Consider the following 17373-nt stretch of genomic DNA (forward strand, 5'->3'; position numbering starts at 1 on the left):
CGCCCGAAGTTTTCGGAGGCAGGGTCGGGGCTTAAGACAGATCAATCGCCTCGCAGCAGGGCGGCAACACCGGTACGGGCGATTTCAATCAGTCCTAGTGGGCGCATCAGATCGGCAAAGGCGTCGATCTTGTCGGGTGCGCCTGTGATCTCAAAAATGAACGAATTCAGCGTGCTGTCGACCACATTGGCGCGGAAGATATCGGCCAGACGCAGTGCCTCGACCCGCTTGTCCCCTTCGCCAACGACCTTGATGATCGCCAGCTCGCGCTCGACCGAAGGGCCTTCGACCGTGAGGTCATGTACATCATGAACCGGAACGATCCGGCCCAGCTGTGTCTTGATTTGTTCGATCACCTGCGGGGTACCGGTGGTGACGATGGTGATGCGGCTTAGGTGGCCGGTGTGATCCACCTCAGCCACCGTAAGGCTTTCGATGTTGTAACCACGGCCCGAGAACAGACCGATCACACGGGCCAGAACGCCGGGCTCGTTCTCGACCAGAACCGCAATTGTGTGCCGTTCCTGCACGTCCGAAAATGTGGGCCGTAGGTTATAAGCCGAATGGCGGGTAGAGCCTTTTTTGATATGTAGGGCTGACATGCCAGGTTATTCCTTTTCGTAGTGAAGGCCGGAAATACCTTCTGCGTTCTGAAGTACCGTCCAGATTGTCTCCCGCAGCGCTTCAACCTTGGGAGCCGCGTGATACTTTTTGAACATTTTTCTTACATAGTCGGTTTTGGGCGCGAGCTGCACCATGTGCCCGTCGCCGTAGTTCGAGCATCCGAAGATCAGAGCGAACGGTTCGTTATGTTGCACCTCGTGATACCACCCCCAGTCCTCGGCGCATGAGAACGTGATTTCATGTCCGGCTTCGGTGAGACCCTGCACTAGGAACTCACTGAGTTCTTTGCCAAAAACGTCCGGATTGATGTAGTCATCTGACTGTTCATCCAACTCGCCCGGTGTTGGATTGAACCGGTTGGAGTTAAAACAGATCAGTTTATTCATCATACCAGAACCGAACCTTTGGAATCGATCACGCCTTGCGTCTCGGCCTCGCCCAGCAACATTTCGTTATGCGCCTTGCCCGACGGGATCATGGGGAAGCAGTTCTCGTGCTTTTCCACCAGGCAGTCAAAGATCACCGGACCGTCATAGTTGATCATCTCCATGATCGCGTCATCCAGATCGGCGGGGTCGGAACACAGGATACCCTTGGCCCCGAAGGCCTCAGCGAGTTTCACGAAATCGGGCAGGGCTTCGGACCAGCTATGCGAATACCGCTCGCCATGCAGCAGCTCCTGCCACTGGCGCACCATGCCGAGGCGTTCATTGTTCAGGATGAACTGCTTCACCGGCAGGCGGTACTGAACGGCGGTGCCCATTTCCTGCATATTCATCAGCCACGATGCCTCACCGGCAACGTTGATCACCAACGCGTCGGGATGCGCCATTTGAACGCCAATCGACGCAGGGAAACCGTAGCCCATCGTGCCCAGACCACCGGATGTCATCCAGCGGTTGGGATCTTCAAAGCCCAAATACTGGGCGGCCCACATCTGGTGCTGGCCCACTTCGGTGGTGATGTAGCGATCATGCTTCTTGGTCAGTTCTTCCAGCCGTTGCAGCGCGTGTTGGGGCTTGATGGTTTTTTCGCTGGCGGTAAAGGCCAAACAGTTCACCTTGCGCCAATCCGCAATCTGTGCCTGCCATTGTTTGACATTCGCCGCATCCGTCTTGCGGCCCCGCGCTTTCCAGATCTTCAGGATATCCTCAAGCACATGGGCCACATCGCCCACAATCGGGATATCCACACGGATCACCTTGTTGATCGAGGAGGGGTCGATATCGATATGCGCCTTTTTTGAATTGGGCGAGAACGCGTCGATCCGTCCGGTGATCCGGTCATCGAACCGCGCACCGATATTGATCATCAGATCGCAATCATGCATTGCCATATTGGCCTCATAGAGACCATGCATCCCAAGCATACCCAGCCAGTTTTTGCCCGAAGCCGGATAGGCACCAAGACCCATCAGGGTCGAGGTGATCGGAAAGCCAGTCGCATCGACCAACTCGCGCAGCAGCTGGCTGGCTGCAGGACCCGAGTTGATGACGCCACCACCCGTATAGAACACCGGCTTTTTTGCGGTCTCTATCGCCGCAACCAACTCGGTGATCTCTTCCAGATCGCCTTTCAGGATGGGTTGGTAATGCGAGGTTGAGGATTTGGGCGAAGCGTACTCGCCCGAGGCAAACTGCACGTCCTTGGGAATGTCGATCAATACGGGGCCAGGGCGGCCCGAGGTGGCGACGTGGAAGGCTTCGTGCATGGTCTCGGCCAAAGAATCCGTGTCTTTCACCAACCAGTTGTGTTTCGTGCAGGGGCGGGTAATTCCAACCGTGTCGGCCTCCTGAAACGCGTCCGAGCCAATCATGAAGGTCGGAACCTGGCCGGTCAGAACAACGATCGGGATCGAATCCAGCAACGCGTCAGTCAGGCCAGTTACCGCGTTGGTCGCGCCTGGTCCGGATGTCACCAACGCAACGCCGGGTTTGCCGGTCGACCGCGCATAGCCTTCGGCGGCGTGCACGGCTCCCTGTTCGTGGCGTACGAGAATGTGGCGAATGTCGTTTTGCAGAAAGATCTCATCATAGATCGGTAGCACAGCGCCGCCGGGGTATCCGAATACCGTGTCCACGCCCTGATCCTTGAGGGCCTGAACCACCATCTTTGCGCCGGTCATCTCACGTGTCATCTGCTTTGCTCCGTTCGCGACATGTGTCTTGCGTTTGACAAAAAAAAGCCCCCGACGTTTTCGGAGGCGCATGGGTTCGATTATGGTTTACCGTTACCGGCCCATGCGCTTGTTTCCCACGATTACGACTAGCGTTCTCATCGCCAGAGGCTCCTTTTTGCGTGCAGGGACATTATGAGCGGCACGCAAGGGCGTCAACAGGCAATTGCACCAATTTTCTATCTTCAAGATGGTATTTTGCGACATTTTATTGCGCAGATTGCCGCAAGTTGGGAATTTTAGCGAAAAATGATGCCTTGGACGCCGGATGGGATGGATATTCGCCGGTCTGAATGCGTCAAGCAAATGTCCAAAATGGGCATGATTGGGCGGTTTAACTGAGTCACGCTGACAGAGACGGGACTACGAGGGAGGTATGTCATGCTGCATGATCTGGTGGATTTGGGCCGCTATCCCATCGACCGGCCAGGTTCACAGGCGTATGACCGGATGATCGATGATGTTCAGCGCGAACTGAGCGAAGATGGCTGTGCGGTATTGCCGGGTTTTGTGCATCCCGACGGACTCGAATTGTTGGTGAAAGAGGCCGACGCGGTGTCGCCGCAGGCCCATCGCTCCTTCAACCGAACGAACGCCTATTTCACTAAAGATGACCCGCGGTTCGGAATCGGCCATCCCATCCGCCGCTTCTATGAACGATCGAATGCCTTTGTCCCGGCGGACAATTTCCCTAAATCCGGACCCCTGCGACGGATATATGAGTTTGACGGGTTCATGCCCTTCATCCGGACTGCGCTGGAGGAGCCTGCAGATCGGTTCTTTCGCTATGACGACCCGCTGGCAGATGTGATCATCAATGTCGTGGAAGCGGGGCAGGGCTTTCCCTGGCATTTCGACACCAACAACTTCACGGTGACTCTGGCCATTCAAAATGGTGAAGACGGGGGTGCGTTCGAATATGCGCCGAACCTGCGGACTTCGGAGGATGAGAATTTCGGTGCAGTCTCTGCCGTTCTGGATGGTGACATGTCGCGCGTGCGCCGGTTGGAACTGCAGCCAGGCGATCTGCAAATCTTCAAGGGGCGGTATTCCCTGCACCGGGTCGCACCGGTTTTTGGGACCCGCCAAAGATATGTCGGCATCTTTTCCTTTGTGGAAACCGAAGGCATGTGCGGCGGGGTCGAGCGGACCCGGCAGCTATACGGTCGTGTTCTGCCGCATCATTATGAGCGTGAAGGTACACGGCAGGATCAATTGCTGGATTGAGCCAGCAGAACGTGTAGCATGATCCCGATGCAGGCCGGAGGTTCCGATGCCCGAAGTGCTACAGATTACGCCGTTTGTTCTCTGCGCGTCACTGGAGGCGCAGATTGATTTCTATTGCCGACGTTTGGGGTTTGAATGCGGATTTAAACAGGACAACTATGCCTTTCTGTCGCGGGGGCCAGTTGCTGTCCGGTTGCTGGAATGCCCGCCGCGCACCGATGGCAAAGCTTTGGGCGATAACCAGTCCTTTTACATCGATGTGAAAGGTATCGATGCGCTCTATGACGGTCTGAAAGATGGTTTGAGCGACCTGCCCGAGGGACGGGTGCGGCCACCTTTTGATCAGCCCTATCTACAGCGCGAGTTTCACGTTCTTGATGAGGACGGGACTTTGATCTTTTTCGGGGAAGATATTCGCCCTCGGAATTAAAGCCTCCCGCCCATCGGCAACGCGCCTTTGGCGCGTCTTCTCTGGTTGGGCCGGGCGGCGCGTGCCGCGCCGCGTCTGGATCAGAACCCCACGCCAGTGCCCTGCAAGACCCCATGTTCCAGCGCATAGCGGGTGAGCCCAGCGGTGGAGGAAATACCCAGTTTACGTTTGATGTTCTTGCGGTGAGTTTCGACCGTGCGAACCGAGATATCCAAGGCCAGGGCGACTTCTTTATTGGATTTGCCCTGCGCCAGCTCCAGAAGGATCGTCTGTTCCCGGCCGGTCAGGGCCTCTCGGGTGCTGTCGCCTTTGGGTTTCAGCGACCCGCTTGCTCCGGTGCACAGATATTGCTCGTCCGCCATGACCGCATCGATGGCCTGTTTGATTTCGTCTGTCGGCACATCCTTGAGAAGATAGCCTTTAGCCCCGTGGCTGAGCGCGGTTGAGATGTATTCTGGGCTGTCATGCATCGACAGGATCAGGATGCGCGTTTGAGGCAAGCGTTCAAGGATCATTTCTGTTGCGCTCAGGCCCCCCAGGCCCGGCATGTTCAGATCCATCAAGATCACGTCGGGGGATAGGCTTGCGGCCTGATCCACAGCAGACTGACCGCTGCTGAGCGTACCGACCACTTCGATCTCGCTATAGCTTTCAAGGATCGACTGGATGCCCTCGGCCACCATCGGGTGATCGTCGACAATAAGGACTCGGATGGTCATGTCCCGGCCTTTCGCTTTGGTGTTGCGTCTTCCTGCGGTGGGAGCAGGTGGCTCAGCGGCAAGCTTGCTTCGATCACCGTGCCGCCATGCGGGCCGCGTGATGACAGAATACGCAGCGCTCCGTCAAGCTGTTCGATGCGCTCCTGCATGTTGCGCAGCCCGATCCCGGTGGCCACACGGCCCGGTTCGTTTCGCAACCCGCGCCCATTGTCGGTGATCCGCATCGTTGCACCTTTCTTATGGCCACGCAGATCGATGGTAACATGTGACGCATCGGCATGACGTTCGATATTGGTCAGCGCTTCTTGCGCAATGCGATAGAGCGCGATTTTGCTGTCCTGATCCAGCCGATTACGGAATACAACGGTCGAGAACTCGGTCTCGATCCCGGTGCGGTCCCGAAAATCATCCGTCAGCGATTTAAGGGCAGGGCCCAAACCCAGATCATCCAGCACTCCAGGGCGTAGGTCGCGACTGATCCGGCGCACTTCGGTTATGGCGGTGCCCAAATGTTCGATCCCTTTGTCCAACGGATCTTCTGCATTTGAAAAATCTCCACGAGATACCCGCCGCCGAGCGGTGTCCAGCGCATAGCGGACGCCAACCAATATCTGGCTGATCCCATCATGCAGTTCCCGCGCAACCCGTCCGCGTTCTTCTTCCTGTGCATCAAATACACGCTGCGTCAGCTCTTTCAGCTTTGCGTCAGCCAGCCGCCGTTCGCGGATGTTCAGCAACATGCCCGAGGCAAACACGATCAGGACAGCCGCCACAACAATGGCGCCGATATACATAAAGGTACGCTGCACGCGGGCTTCGACCTCGGCGCGTGCATTCGCAACAGCGGCAACGATGTCGTCGATGAACACGCCCGTACCGACCACCCAGCGCCAATCCTGTAGCCCGACCACATAGGCGATCATCTGCGCCTCTTCTCCGGTAGACGGTTTTTGCCACATGAAACTGTGCCACCCTGCGCCTTGACGGGCGAGGCGGATAAACTCATTCACAACGGGCGTGCCATCGCTATCGGTCAGGCCCTCCCAGTTGCGGTTGATGAATTCGGTCTGCCGGGGGCTGACAAGGTTGTTGCCATCATAGTCATAGACAAAGAAGAACCCATCCTGACCGTAGATCATGGCCGACAGGATCTGAGACACGAGGTTCTTGGCCACCTCGTCATCAGGTGTCGCGCGACCATAGATGTAAGCAAACCCGTTGCGAGCTTGCGTGACGTAGTTGCGCAGCTCTTCTTTCTTGGCCTCGATCAGGCTGCGTTCCAACGCTTCGATTTCGCGTTCGGCTGTTGCACGCGCTTCATAGGCTACCAGCACGGCAATGGCTGCCACGGCCACAACCAAGGGTATCGCGGCGACAAGGGACAGCTTCTGCGCATAGGTCAGCGAAACCAGATTTCTTAATCTCTGCATTGTCGAATCGATACGCAACAGGCGGCAGAAATGCAAAAAGAATGGACATCTTAAGGACCAGAACGACCGAAAATCCGGGGTTCGAGCCGTTTTTGCTGGTTGTTTTCCTATAAAAACCCGTCAGAAACCTGCGTTTCTACGCAGTACTAGGTATTCCTTTTCACATCTTCGGCATTAGGCTGCGGCCTACTGAATGTGACAGGCCCGGAGTGTTTCCGGGTTACGACTATGTAAGGGGAGGAACACTCATATGGATCGTCGTTCATTTCTAAAGAAGTCAGCTCTGGGCGGCTCGGCTGCTGCGGCAACCGCACTGGCGGCACCAGCCTATGCGCAGGGTCAGCGGACCCTGACGATGGTAACCTCGTGGGGTCGTGGTCTGGCCGGCGTGTTTGACAGTGCACAGCGCTGCGCCGACAACATCAATGCGATGTCCGATGGCAGCCTGAATGTTGACATCAAGGCCGCAGGCGAGCTGGTTGGCGCGTTTGAAGTGTTTGACGCTGTATCTTCGGGTCAGGCCGACATGTACCACGCGGCAGACTACTACTTTGTGGGTCAGCACCCGGGCTATGCCTTCTTCACCGCTGTTCCGTTCGGCATGACCGCGCAGGAACTGGTGAACTGGTACTATCACGATGGCGGTATGGAGCTGCATGACGAGCTGGGCTCGATCTTCGGTCTGAAATCCTTCCTGGCCGGTAACACCGGTGCGCAGGCGGGTGGCTGGTACTCGAAAGAGATCAACGGCCCCGAGGACTTCCAAGGTCTGAAGTTCCGTATGCCGGGTCTGGGTGGCCAGGCGTTGGGCAAACTGGGCGCATCCGTTCAAAACATTCCGGGCTCAGAGGTGTATCAGGCGCTGTCCTCGGGTGCGATTGACGGCACCGAGTGGATCGGCCCCTGGGCGGACGAAAAAGCCGGTTTCCAGGAAATCACCAAGACCTACTACACCGCAGGCTTCCACGAGCCGGGTGCAGGTCTGTCGCTGGCGACCAACCGCGACGTGTTCGAAGAGCTGACGCCTGCCCAGCAGAAGATCATCGAGATCGCAGCCGCCGAAGCGCACCAGTGGAACCTGGCGCAATTCCTGGCCAACAACGGTGCAGCCCTGCAGCGTCTGCAGTCGGGTGGCGTGAAGGTCATGGAATTCCCAGACAGCGTTTGGGACGCCTTCGGTCAGGCCAGCCAAGAAGTTCTGGACGAGAACATGGGCGACGAGCTGTTCAAGAAGATCCACGACAGCGCGATGGCGTCGATGGCATCGTCCTCGGCCTGGCTGAACTTGTCGTCTGGTGCTTATACCGCTCAACGCGATCGCGTGCGCGGCTAAGCCCTGATCATCAGACCAAACGGTTTCCCCGCAGGCGCGGGGAAACCTTTCCTGTTGCACATGCGCGGACCCATCATGCCGCAAGAATAGGCAGTGCAACCGACGCGATCTGGGGACAACATGCAGGACGAAAACGGTATCTCGTTCTTCGGCGCCCTGTGGAATGGACTGATCTGGTTCATTCAGAGCATTGCCGAAGCCTTCTATAATTTTGGATATGCGATCACGCATCCGCAACTGTGGCTGAACTGGTCGGACAATGAAGCTGTGATGCGCTTTGTCTACTATGGCGGGTCGGTCGAGTTCTTCTTTGTGATCTTTGCCCTGTTTCTGGTGCTGACGGCCATCGGTCTCTACTACCGGAATTTCATGTGGGGCATGGTTCGCGGGCTGGAAGGGTTCGCAAACATCACCGGGCGTTTCTTTGCCTGGGCCGGTTTGCTGATGGTGCTTCAGCAGATCATCATTGTTTTCATGCAGCGCGTCTTTACGCGCGCGGATATGGCGTTCGGGTTTGGCATTCCTTTTCAAAAGGATATCAGTTGGTTCGCCGAAGAACTTAAACTATATAACGCCATGGTGGTCTGCCTATGCTGTACCTACACATTTGTGCAAGGCGGACATGTTCGGGTTGACCTGATTTATGCGGGCATCAGCCACCGCGCCAAGCGTGTGGTCGACATGTGTGGTGCGCTCCTGTTCATGATGCCGATGGCGGTGCTGACTTGGATGTATGGCTGGTACTTCATGTGGCGGCATCTGATCGTGCCAAAACCATCGGCCAGTGATACCCTGGACCGGTTGGTTGCCAAATCACGCGCGCTGCGTTGGAATGTGGAAACGATCGGTTTCAGCCCGAACGGTTTCAACGCATATTTCCTGTTCAAAATCCTGCTTGTCCTGTTTGCGGGCATGGTGTTCCTGCATGCGATTGCGTTCCTCTACCGATCGTATCTTGAATATGTGGAAGGGCCCGAGAGCGCCGGAAAGTACCTCGACAAGGACAGCCTTGGCGCAGGTGAAGAAGCCTATGAAGGCGCACATTAGGGACGGAGACCCAGACAATGCTATTCGGACTTGATGGCGTCGAGATAGGCCTCATTATCGTATTTTTCTGCCTTTTCGGAGGCATACTCTCTGGTTTCCCGGTGGCCTTTGCCATTGGTGGGGCCGGGGTCATATCCTTCGGGATCATTGCCGCGCTGGACAGTGCCGGGCTGTTGATCCATCAGGCAATCGATACCAGTTCGCAAATGTACCGGGATTTGGTTGCGACGGGGGTGAAACCCGATTCAGTTTCTGTGTTCCGATACCCGGATTTGCCAAGGATCGGCGAACCGGTCTTCCCCTCGGGATGGGAAACTGCGCTGGACCGCAATGTTTCGTTTATCGTGAACCGTATGAACGAGCGCGTTTTGGCGGGCCAATCGATCGAGACACTGCTGGCCGTGTTGATGTTTGTTCTGATGGGCATCACGCTGGAGCGCTCGAAGATTGCCAATGATCTGCTGACTACAATGGCGCGTGTCTTTGGCCCGTTGCCAGGCGGTTTGGCGGTTTCGATTGTGGTTGTGGGCGCGTTCCTGGCGGCCTCAACCGGGATTGTTGGCGCGACCGTGGTGACCATGGGATTGTTGGCACTGCCGACCATGTTGCGAAACAACTATTCGCCAGAGCTTGCGACCGGTGTGATTGCTGCGTCGGGCACCTTGGGGCAGATCATTCCGCCCTCGATTGTGATTGTCCTTTTGGGGACACTGGCAGGAGATCTGTATTCCACGGCGCAAGAAAGTCGAGCTGTTGCAGCGGGATGCACCGATGCATTGACCTATCTGGGTGAGCCAGCGGTGGTCTCCGTGGGCACATTGTTCCAGGCCGCGCTGCTGCCGGGGATCATGTTGGCACTTCTCTATGCGCTTTACGCATTTGGCTATGCGCTGTTGAACCCTGAGAAAGCACCTGCCGTCGAACTCTCTGGCGGGTCAGGTGAGACGATCACACGATCCGAAGGGCTGACATGGCTACTGGGCGCGCCGGTTGCAATCATAGTTGGCGCGATGCTTCTGGGCAGTGCCGGGATCATTGGTAGCCAGAATATCTCGGTCTCGGCCTTCTCGGATGTGGGGCAGGATGCATCGCTGCGGACAAATGTATCGGAGGAATGCAAAGCCTCGATGATCGACCTGCATGGTCAGGCGGCGTGGGATCAGGCTGTGATCGAGCAACAGGAGATTGATGCAGCCGGTGGAATTGCCAATGCCGAACGTCTGAGCGAGGAAGAAATCGCCGCGGCGCGTGAGACCAAGATTGCCGATGCTGCGCCGATTGGGACCGGTGTCACGATCATCGTTGTGCTGCTGGCCCTGACCCTGGTTCTGGGGCGCGGCATTGCACCATCGCGTTCCCCTCAGCCCTTGATCGTTGGGGCGATTGGCCTGTTGCTGATGTTGCTGGTTGATATCCTGTTGATCTCACCGATCACCTCGTCCGGCGGCACCTTCCTTCTCTTGGCCATCCCGTTTGCTATTGCGATTTATGGCTGCAAGGAAGCGGCTGCACGTTGCGCGACCAATGATCTGATCCGCGTGGTCTTTCCGCCGCTGGTTTTGATCATTGCCGTTCTTGGCTCGATCCTTGGCGGGATCACAAACCCGACACCGGCAGCTGCGCTGGGGGCTGGTGGGGCGATCATGCTGGCGGCTTATCGTAAACTGCGTGAGCAGGGTCAGTCAGGCGGTGTGATCATCTGGTCGACCTTCGCCGTGATCATCTGTCTGTTGCTGGGTGTGAACTTTGACCTGCGGGTAAACCAGAGCGGAGCAAACGCCGAAACTTGGATCGCCTTTGGTCTGGCCTATTCGGCTTATCTCTATGCGCTGTTTGGCCTGCTCTATGGCTGCTGGGTGCTGTTTTCGAGCGGGGTTTTAACCCCTGTGGTACGGGAAACGGCCAAGGTGACCTCGATGGTGTTCACCATCCTGATCGGATCGCAGTTGCTGAACCTGGTGGTGATCTCGTTCGGGGGTGAGCACTATATCCAGCAGTTCCTGAAGAGCTTTGACAACGAGTTCACGGTGTTCCTGATCGTGATGCTGGTGCTGTTCATTCTGGGCTTTGTGCTGGATTTCCTCGAGATCATCTACATCGTGATCCCGATTGTGGGCCCGGTGATCTATGGCGGATCGTTCGATCCGAAATGGGTGACCATCATGGTGGCGGTGAACCTGCAGACCTCGTTCCTGACGCCGCCCTTTGGGTTTGCGCTGTTCTATCTGCGCGGCGTTGCGCCGAAAGAGGTGACCACAGGCCATATCTACCGAGGGGTCGCGCCATTTGTGATCATTCAAGTGGTTGGGATCGCAATCCTGTGGTTCTTCCCGGCGATTGTGACCATCGTTCCGGATCTGATCCCGAATTGATCTGATCGGATCGTCAAATTGAAAAAGGGGGCCTGATGGCCCCCTTTTGCTTTTTGTGTTGGGGGTAAGGGGCCAGCCCCTTCTTGGCCTGTGGCCAATTCATCCCCGGGATATTTTCTGGCCAGATGAAGAGTGGATCAGGTGAACTGGATCAGATCCCATCGATTGCCGAACGGATCTTGCCAGACGGCGACAATGCCATAGGGTTCGGTGCGAGAATCTTCTTCGAAGTGCACACCGCTTGCGCGCATTGCTGTGTGATCACGTTGGAAGTCATCGGTTTGCAGGAAGAACCCGACGCGGCCTCCGGTCTGGTTGCCGATGGCAGCGTTTTGATCAGGACCAACGGCTTTGGCCAGCAGAAGCGAGGCGCCATTGCTGCCGGGTGGGACAACCCGCACCCAGCGTTTGCCGCCACCCAAATCGATGTCCTGTTCAAGGGTGAAGCTGAGCGTTTCGGTGTAGAAGGCGATCGCTGCGTCATAATCCGGCACCACAAGGGTGACGGCATGCAGGCTTTGTTTCATATCGGATCAGCCCTTGGTGGGGTGGCGGTCGGGCAACTGTATATTGGCAACCTGTTCCGCGATAGGGGCCGCAGAGAGCGGATGATGCGACTCATCTGAAAAGGTCGCAGGGTCCTGAACCTTTTGCCATTGTCCTTGAACATAGGCTTCGAGGCCTGAGAATTTGGCCTTGTATCCCATCTTCGGGCTGCCGGGCACCCAGTAGCCGAGATAGATATAAGGCAGGCCCGCCTCGCGCGCGATGTCGATGTGATCAAGGATCATATAGGTGCCCAGAGAGTTCTGCGGTTGCTGCGGGTCGTAGAAGGAATAGACCATGCTGAGCCCGTCATCGAGCACATCGGTCAGGCTGACGGCGATCAGGTCACCGGTTTCGGGGTCCAGATATTCGACCACGCGGCTGCGGATCGGGGTTTCCTCTATCATCGCGGCAAATTCGAACACATCCATATCCGCCATGCCACCATCGGCGTGGCGGGAATCGAGGTAGCGGCGGAACAGCTCGTACTGTTCATCTGTGGCCCAGGGCGACGTGGCGCGCCGCTGCAGGTAGGCGTTGCGTTTGGCAGCCCGTTTCTGGCTTTTGGTCGGACGGAAGGCGGCAACATCAATCCGGGCAGACAGACAGGCAGCGCAATCGGTGCAGGACGGGCGATAGAGCACGTTTTGAGACCTGCGAAACCCTTGTTGAGACAGGGAGTTGTTCAGCTGGTCTGCACCTTCGCCTTGCAGGGCGGTGAACAGCTTACGCTCCAGCCTGCCCTCAAGGTAAGGGCAGGGTTGTGGGGCCGTCACATAGAATTGTGGCGCAATTGGCAGCGTATGTCGCATGAAGGTCCCATGTAGCCTCGGACCTGATGATAGCAACGGTTTTTGGCGCCGCCAAGTGATTCACGCGATGGGTGGTCAGGCCCGTTGATTGATCATGACGGTGCCAAGGAAGGCGTCTGTCAGACCCTGACAGCGCGCGCTGGTCAGCATCATGATGACCGAGATGATCTGGACTACGAAAAACGTCATGCTGACAAAATATCCGGCGGTATGCGCAAGCGCTTTGCCCATATCCATACGCTCGCCAAACGCATCGCGCAATTCGATCCCCATGAAGCGCATGCCCAGCGTGGCCGAGCCGTTCGAGATGGTGATGACCCGATAGACAAAGCTGATGACCGCATAGATCAGGGGCAGAAAAAACAGCCCGGCACCAAAGGTCAAAAAGACGGGAACAATACACAGCAGCGAGATCAGCGCGATATCGAACAGCCAGGCGACAAAGCGTTTGGATGTGACGGACTGATAAAACTCGGGCTGTGTGTCAGGGTTGGGCAGGTGGGTCATAAACAGATTTCCGGAAATGAAGGTCGCGTTACCCTGTCCCGAAGGTCGGGACAGGGCAAGGGGGATCAGGCAGGTTCGCCTTTACCGTCCTCTTCGTGGTTGTCGCGGGCGCGTTCATCCATGAACTGGTCGAACTCGGCCTTGTCTTTGGCTTCGCGCAGGCGATGCAGGAAGGCTTCGAAATCTTGCTGCTCACGTTCCAACCGGGCCAGCGTGTCGGCCTTGTAGGCGTCGAATGCTGTGTTGCCCGAAGGTTTCATTGCGCTCATGTGGCTGTGCCAGGATTTGCGGCGGCTGCAAGATTTGCTGAACATGCGTTTGCTCCAGATCATATAGGCCAGAAGGGCGAGGCCCACGGGCCAGAAGAAGATGAAACCAAGGACCATGGCGGCGATCCAGGCACCTTTGCCTTTGTCGTCCATCCAGGCCTCGGCGCGGTGCAGCCATCCCGGGTTTGCAGGGACGGTAGGTTCGGACAATGCGGTCATTTGGTCTCTCCAGGGGTTGATGTAAATTCCTTTCACATTATCTAGATGGGAAGTGCTTGCGGGGTTGCAAGGGGTTTATGTGAAAAAGATTTACATTTCCGGATTTGGTTGACGACGTAAGCCTCGGGTCGCAGGGTGTCGACATGATGAATGAGAACACAACCGCACCGACGCTTGCAGAGATCTTGGAGCTGGAAAAGCAGGTATGGTCTGCTTTGGTAACAGGCGACGCCCACGCTGACAGGGCGCTTTTGAGCGCCGACTTTCTGGGTGTCTACCCATCAGGCTTTGCCAATCGGGACGATCACGTTGGTCAATTTGCCGATGCGCCTACGATGGCTGAATTCAGGCTGAGCGAGGAAAAGCTGCGGGTTCTGACTGCAGATATCGTCTTGCTATCCTATCGCGCCGATTACGTGCGACCTGGCGCTGCCGAGTGGGAGGCGATGCTGATTTCCTCGCTCTGGGAGCGTCGGCATGACAAGTGGGTTAACAGTTTCAGTCAGGACACGCCGGTTCAGAACGCGTGATGCGTTTGACCCATTGACCTTGGGGTGAGGCAATGCGCAGGGTCGCGATATGAGTCACAGTCTGGCCATTACCCGTTTGCCACGCGCGTTCGACCCGTCTTTGGGCGATGAAGCACGTGATTTGCTGGCGGATTTGACACCTGAACAAGGAGAGTTGATCGCCGGAACCGCCGGAACCAGCCCCTATCTGAAAGGGTTGATTGAGCGCGAGAGAGACTGGCTACCGAAGGCGTTGTCCGGTCCGGATCAGGCCATGGTTGAGCTTATGGATGTGGCGCGGGCTTTGGCCCCAGATCAGCTGAAGCGGGGTCTGAGGGTCGCCAAGCGCCGAATGGCGCTGCTGACAGCGCTGGCCGATATCTCGGGCGCGTGGCCCTTGGAAAAAGTGACCGCTGCGCTCACTGATTTCGGAGCGTTGGCGGCAGATGTCGCGGCGAAGGCTGAGATCGCCGCCCTGATCCGGCGCAAGAAACTGCCCGGAATGACCGAAGACGATGTCGAAACCGCTGCCGGGATGGTCATTCTGGCGATGGGCAAGATGGGCGCGCATGAGCTGAACTACAGCTCGGATATCGACCTGATCGTTCTGTTCGATGAAACACGTTATGACCCGGATGACTTCTACGATGCACGGCATGGGATGGTCCGCGCCACACGCAACTTCTGCGCCACGCTCAGCGACAAAACCGCTGACGGCTATGTCTTTCGCACCGATTTGCGCCTGCGCCCTGATCCGGCGGTGACACCGGTCTGTATGGCGATGGAAGCGGCCGAGCGGTATTATGAAAGCCTTGGCCGAACATGGGAACGCGCCGCCTATATCAAGGCGCGCGCGTGTGCAGGCGATATCGCTGCCGGAGAGCGGTTTCTGGAAACTTTGCGCCCCTTTGTTTGGCGTCGACATCTGGATTTTGCCGCTATTCAGGATGCGCATGACATGCGCTTGCGCATTCGTGAGAACAAGGGGACGGGTGGCAGCCTCTCGATTCCTGGCCATGATATGAAACTGGGACAGGGTGGCATTCGTGAGATTGAGTTCTTCACCCAAACTCGACAACTGATCGCGGGGGGGCGCGACCCGGATCTGCGGGTACGTGGAACGGTTCCCGGTTTGGCTGCTTTGGCTGCAAAGGGATGGGTGCCCGACGACGTCGCGTATAAACTGACCGATCACTATCGCGCGCATCGTGAGGTCGAACATCGCATCCAGATGATCCACGACGCCCAGACACATAAAGTGCCGCAATCCGAGGATGGTATCGAACGCGTTGCCTGCTTGATGGGGATCAGCAGCAGTGAACTAAGCGCCGACCTGACCCGCCGATTGACTGAGGTGCATAACCTGACCGAGGGGTTCTTTGCTCCCGGGCCCGGTGCAACTCCGACGCCAGAGCAGGAGGTCACGTTCGACAAAAGCATCCTGGCCCGTTGGGCCTCTTACCCGGCGCTGCGATCGCAACGGGGCAGGCGCATCTTTGACCGGCTCAAACCAGAACTCCTGTCGCGCCTCGCCAAAACCGCGCAACCCGAAGAGGCGCTGGTGGCTTTGGATGGGTTTCTGGCTGGCTTGCCTGCCGGGGTGCAGCTGTTTTCCCTGTTCGAGGCCAATCCGCAGCTGATTGATCTGTTGATCGACATCGTGGGTACGTCCCACGCGCTGGCCTCGCATCTGTCCCGCAATGCATCGGTCTTTGATGCGGTCATAGGCGGCAGTTTCTTTGCTGACTGGCCCGGGCAGCAAGACCTGCAGGCCGAGCTGGAACTGGCTTTGGCGGCAGAGGCCGATTATGAAACCCAGCTGGATCTGGCACGGCGCTGGTGCAAGGAATGGCATTTCAGGGTGGGGGTGCACCATTTGCGCGGGCTGATCGACGGCGCACAAGCGGGTCGTCAATACGCAGAACTGGCGCAGGCTGTTATCGCTTCGATCCTGCCTCGTGTGACCGAGGATTTCGCCCGCAAGCATGGCCCCGCTCCGGGGCGTGGTGCTGCCATTCTGGGTATGGGGTCGCTTGGGGCAGGGCAGATCAATTCGCAATCCGATCTGGATATGATCGTGATCTACGACCCGCTGGATCAGGAGATGTCCGAAGGTCCGCGCCCACTGGCCACCCGCACCTACTATGCGCGGTTCACGCAAGCACTGATCACGGCAATTTCGGCCCCGATGTCTCAGGGGCGGCTCTATGAGGTCGACATGCGCTTGCGCCCGTCAGGCAATCAGGGGCCGGTGGCGACCAGTTGGGCCAGCTTCACCAATTACCAGCAGAACGAAGCGTGGGTTTGGGAACATCTTGCCCTGACACGCGCTCATGTGGTGGCAGGTAATGCTGGGCTGGCTACGGATATCGAAGCCTTCAGGGCTGATTTCCTGTCGCGTCCGTGCGATATGAAGAAGGTTTTGCACGAAGTGGCCGAAATGCGCACGCGGCTTGCCGCCGCAAAAGCCCCTGCCGGAGTCTGGGACGCCAAAAATGGCCCCGGTCGCCTGATGGATATAGAGTTGATGGCGCAAACCGGCGCGCTGACGGCAGGTCTCGCGGATCGCGATGTGTCCTCCGGCCTTGATGGCGCCGTCGCTGCTGGGTTGCTGGATGTCGCGCAGGCACAAACTCTGAAAGACAGCTACGAACTATGCTGGTCCGTGCAATGCGCAGCGCGGCTGCTTTCGGGCAAGGTGATCGAGGCTGACAAGATTGGTGAGGGTGGTGCGGCTTTCCTGTGCCGGGCCACTGGGTTCGAACAGGTTGAGCAACTGCAATCCGCGCTGCAAGACACTTACACGACCGCTGCCGCAATCATCGGCCGCGTCATCAAAGAGGGCGAAGATGGCACTCAGCACTGATCCCAATGACCCAAAGGGCCTGATCCGCGAAGCCTATAACATCGAAGGTATCGCCCTGCCAGAATGCCGCAGCATCTTCCTAGATTGGGCGCTCAGCCTGCCGGAGGGGCAGGACCAAAAGCAGGCGTTGACCACCCTGCATGCCGCCTATGCCGCGCAGGATGCCGACCACCCGATGACACAGGTCATGGCCGAGGGGTTGCTAGCTTCAGAAGCGCCAAAACGACGTGGCGGTTGGCGCTCGCGCCCGCGTTAGGGCTTTTCCCCCGGCGCGCGCATCACTAAGA

At 57.4% G+C, this 17373-nt stretch carries 17 protein-coding genes; 8 read left to right on the forward strand and 9 right to left on the reverse strand.

What is annotated here, in order from left to right; genetic code table 11:
• Positions 1-41: 41 nt before the first annotated feature.
• The 3 genes from ilvN to ABLN87_RS01135 are packed head-to-tail and all read right to left on the reverse strand — an operon-like array spanning position 42 to position 2761.
• Positions 42-602 carry an acetolactate synthase small subunit gene (ilvN, locus tag ABLN87_RS01125; RefSeq protein WP_170530541.1) on the reverse strand — a complete coding sequence of 187 codons (561 nt, stop codon included), beginning with the start codon at positions 600-602 and terminating at the stop codon, positions 42-44.
• Positions 603-608: 6 nt separating this feature from the next.
• Complete coding sequence (locus ABLN87_RS01130) at positions 609-1010, reverse strand: hypothetical protein (protein ID WP_353006634.1); 402 nt, start codon at positions 1008-1010, stop codon at positions 609-611.
• A complete protein-coding gene (locus tag ABLN87_RS01135; protein WP_170530540.1) occupies positions 1010-2761 on the reverse strand; it encodes an acetolactate synthase 3 large subunit in 1752 nt (583 codons plus the stop codon). Before ABLN87_RS01135 ends, ABLN87_RS01130 begins: the two co-directional genes overlap by 1 nt.
• Before the next feature lie 420 nt (positions 2762-3181).
• On the opposite strand from ABLN87_RS01135, the gene ABLN87_RS01140 reads away from it, so the two are divergent.
• Both ABLN87_RS01140 and ABLN87_RS01145 read left to right on the forward strand, forming a co-directional pair.
• Positions 3182-4027 carry a HalD/BesD family halogenase gene (locus ABLN87_RS01140; protein ID WP_353006639.1) on the forward strand — a complete coding sequence of 282 codons (846 nt, stop codon included), beginning with the start codon at positions 3182-3184 and terminating at the stop codon, positions 4025-4027.
• Positions 4028-4073: 46 nt separating this feature from the next.
• Entirely contained in the window at positions 4074-4457 is a 384-nt protein-coding gene (locus ABLN87_RS01145; RefSeq protein WP_353006642.1) for a bleomycin resistance protein, read from the forward strand.
• A gap of 80 nt (positions 4458-4537) precedes the next feature.
• Here ABLN87_RS01145 and ABLN87_RS01150 read toward each other — a convergent pair whose 3' ends face one another.
• Complete coding sequence (locus ABLN87_RS01150) at positions 4538-5176, reverse strand: response regulator transcription factor (protein ID WP_353006645.1); 639 nt, start codon at positions 5174-5176, stop codon at positions 4538-4540.
• The gene (locus ABLN87_RS01155; protein ID WP_353006648.1) at positions 5173-6606 is read right to left on the reverse strand and encodes a cache domain-containing protein; all 1434 of its coding nucleotides are present in this window, start codon (positions 6604-6606) and stop codon (positions 5173-5175) included. Before ABLN87_RS01155 ends, ABLN87_RS01150 begins: the two co-directional genes overlap by 4 nt.
• 250 nt (positions 6607-6856) lie before the next feature.
• Here ABLN87_RS01155 and ABLN87_RS01160 point away from each other — a divergent pair, with 250 nt between their 5' ends.
• The 3 genes from ABLN87_RS01160 (at position 6857) to ABLN87_RS01170 (ending at position 11358) form a co-directional block, all read left to right on the forward strand.
• Positions 6857-7939, forward strand: a complete 1083-nt coding sequence (locus ABLN87_RS01160; protein WP_353006651.1) for a TRAP transporter substrate-binding protein — start codon at positions 6857-6859, stop codon at positions 7937-7939.
• Between the two features lie 120 nt (positions 7940-8059).
• Positions 8060-8986 (forward strand): TRAP transporter small permease subunit, encoded by a 927-nt coding sequence (locus tag ABLN87_RS01165; protein WP_170530534.1) that lies wholly within the window; start codon positions 8060-8062, stop codon positions 8984-8986.
• A gap of 17 nt (positions 8987-9003) precedes the next feature.
• A complete protein-coding gene (locus tag ABLN87_RS01170; RefSeq protein WP_353006655.1) occupies positions 9004-11358 on the forward strand; it encodes a TRAP transporter large permease in 2355 nt (784 codons plus the stop codon).
• 137 nt (positions 11359-11495) lie between these two features.
• On the opposite strand, the gene ABLN87_RS01175 is transcribed toward ABLN87_RS01170, so the two are convergent.
• The 4 genes from ABLN87_RS01175 to ABLN87_RS01190 all read right to left on the reverse strand — a co-directional run bounded on the left by ABLN87_RS01175 (position 11496) and on the right by ABLN87_RS01190 (position 13711).
• A complete protein-coding gene (locus ABLN87_RS01175) occupies positions 11496-11885 on the reverse strand; it encodes a VOC family protein (RefSeq protein ID WP_353006657.1) in 390 nt (129 codons plus the stop codon).
• A 6-nt stretch (positions 11886-11891) separates the two neighbouring features.
• On the reverse strand, positions 11892-12716 hold the full coding sequence (locus ABLN87_RS01180; RefSeq protein ID WP_353006660.1) for an arginyltransferase: 825 nt from the start codon (positions 12714-12716) through the stop codon (positions 11892-11894).
• 75 nt (positions 12717-12791) lie between these two features.
• A complete protein-coding gene (locus tag ABLN87_RS01185; RefSeq protein WP_353006663.1) occupies positions 12792-13223 on the reverse strand; it encodes an RDD family protein in 432 nt (143 codons plus the stop codon).
• Positions 13224-13288: 65 nt separating this feature from the next.
• Positions 13289-13711, reverse strand: a complete 423-nt coding sequence (locus ABLN87_RS01190; RefSeq protein ID WP_170530529.1) for a DUF2852 domain-containing protein — start codon at positions 13709-13711, stop codon at positions 13289-13291.
• 143 nt (positions 13712-13854) lie between these two features.
• Here ABLN87_RS01190 and ABLN87_RS01195 point away from each other — a divergent pair, with 143 nt between their 5' ends.
• Genes ABLN87_RS01195 through ABLN87_RS01205 form a run of 3 tightly spaced genes read left to right on the forward strand, consistent with a single transcriptional unit; the run spans position 13855 to position 17342 of the window.
• Positions 13855-14241: a nuclear transport factor 2 family protein gene (locus tag ABLN87_RS01195; RefSeq protein WP_353006666.1), complete on the forward strand. Its 387-nt coding sequence runs from the start codon at positions 13855-13857 to the stop codon at positions 14239-14241.
• A 49-nt stretch (positions 14242-14290) separates the two neighbouring features.
• Positions 14291-17086, forward strand: coding sequence for a glutamine-synthetase adenylyltransferase (locus ABLN87_RS01200; RefSeq protein WP_353006669.1), 2796 nt, complete (start codon positions 14291-14293; stop codon positions 17084-17086).
• Positions 17070-17342, forward strand: coding sequence for a hypothetical protein (locus ABLN87_RS01205; protein ID WP_353006672.1), 273 nt, complete (start codon positions 17070-17072; stop codon positions 17340-17342). The genes ABLN87_RS01200 and ABLN87_RS01205 overlap by 17 nt, the downstream gene beginning before the upstream one ends.
• Positions 17343-17373 lie beyond the last annotated feature (31 nt).

The organism is Ruegeria sp. SCP10, assembly GCF_040329495.1.
Classification (GTDB): Bacteria; Pseudomonadota; Alphaproteobacteria; order Rhodobacterales; family Rhodobacteraceae; genus Ruegeria.

What these genes read in the sequence shown, in the direction of transcription:
- ilvN (WP_170530541.1), bottom strand. Translation starts at nt 602, where the DNA reads ATGTCAGCCCTACATATCAAAAAAGGCTCTACCCGCCATTCGGCTTAT.
- ABLN87_RS01130 (WP_353006634.1), bottom strand. Translation starts at nt 1,010, where the DNA reads ATGAATAAACTGATCTGTTTTAACTCCAACCGGTTCAATCCAACACCG.
- ABLN87_RS01135 (WP_170530540.1), bottom strand. Translation starts at nt 2,761, where the DNA reads ATGACACGTGAGATGACCGGCGCAAAGATGGTGGTTCAGGCCCTCAAG.
- ABLN87_RS01140 (WP_353006639.1), top strand. Translation starts at nt 3,182, where the DNA reads ATGCTGCATGATCTGGTGGATTTGGGCCGCTATCCCATCGACCGGCCA.
- ABLN87_RS01145 (WP_353006642.1), top strand. Translation starts at nt 4,074, where the DNA reads ATGCCCGAAGTGCTACAGATTACGCCGTTTGTTCTCTGCGCGTCACTG.
- ABLN87_RS01150 (WP_353006645.1), bottom strand. Translation starts at nt 5,176, where the DNA reads ATGACCATCCGAGTCCTTATTGTCGACGATCACCCGATGGTGGCCGAG.
- ABLN87_RS01155 (WP_353006648.1), bottom strand. Translation starts at nt 6,606, where the DNA reads ATGCAGAGATTAAGAAATCTGGTTTCGCTGACCTATGCGCAGAAGCTG.
- ABLN87_RS01160 (WP_353006651.1), top strand. Translation starts at nt 6,857, where the DNA reads ATGGATCGTCGTTCATTTCTAAAGAAGTCAGCTCTGGGCGGCTCGGCT.
- ABLN87_RS01165 (WP_170530534.1), top strand. Translation starts at nt 8,060, where the DNA reads ATGCAGGACGAAAACGGTATCTCGTTCTTCGGCGCCCTGTGGAATGGA.
- ABLN87_RS01170 (WP_353006655.1), top strand. Translation starts at nt 9,004, where the DNA reads ATGCTATTCGGACTTGATGGCGTCGAGATAGGCCTCATTATCGTATTT.
- ABLN87_RS01175 (WP_353006657.1), bottom strand. Translation starts at nt 11,885, where the DNA reads ATGAAACAAAGCCTGCATGCCGTCACCCTTGTGGTGCCGGATTATGAC.
- ABLN87_RS01180 (WP_353006660.1), bottom strand. Translation starts at nt 12,716, where the DNA reads ATGCGACATACGCTGCCAATTGCGCCACAATTCTATGTGACGGCCCCA.
- ABLN87_RS01185 (WP_353006663.1), bottom strand. Translation starts at nt 13,223, where the DNA reads ATGACCCACCTGCCCAACCCTGACACACAGCCCGAGTTTTATCAGTCC.
- ABLN87_RS01190 (WP_170530529.1), bottom strand. Translation starts at nt 13,711, where the DNA reads ATGACCGCATTGTCCGAACCTACCGTCCCTGCAAACCCGGGATGGCTG.
- ABLN87_RS01195 (WP_353006666.1), top strand. Translation starts at nt 13,855, where the DNA reads ATGATGAATGAGAACACAACCGCACCGACGCTTGCAGAGATCTTGGAG.
- ABLN87_RS01200 (WP_353006669.1), top strand. Translation starts at nt 14,291, where the DNA reads ATGAGTCACAGTCTGGCCATTACCCGTTTGCCACGCGCGTTCGACCCG.
- ABLN87_RS01205 (WP_353006672.1), top strand. Translation starts at nt 17,070, where the DNA reads ATGGCACTCAGCACTGATCCCAATGACCCAAAGGGCCTGATCCGCGAA.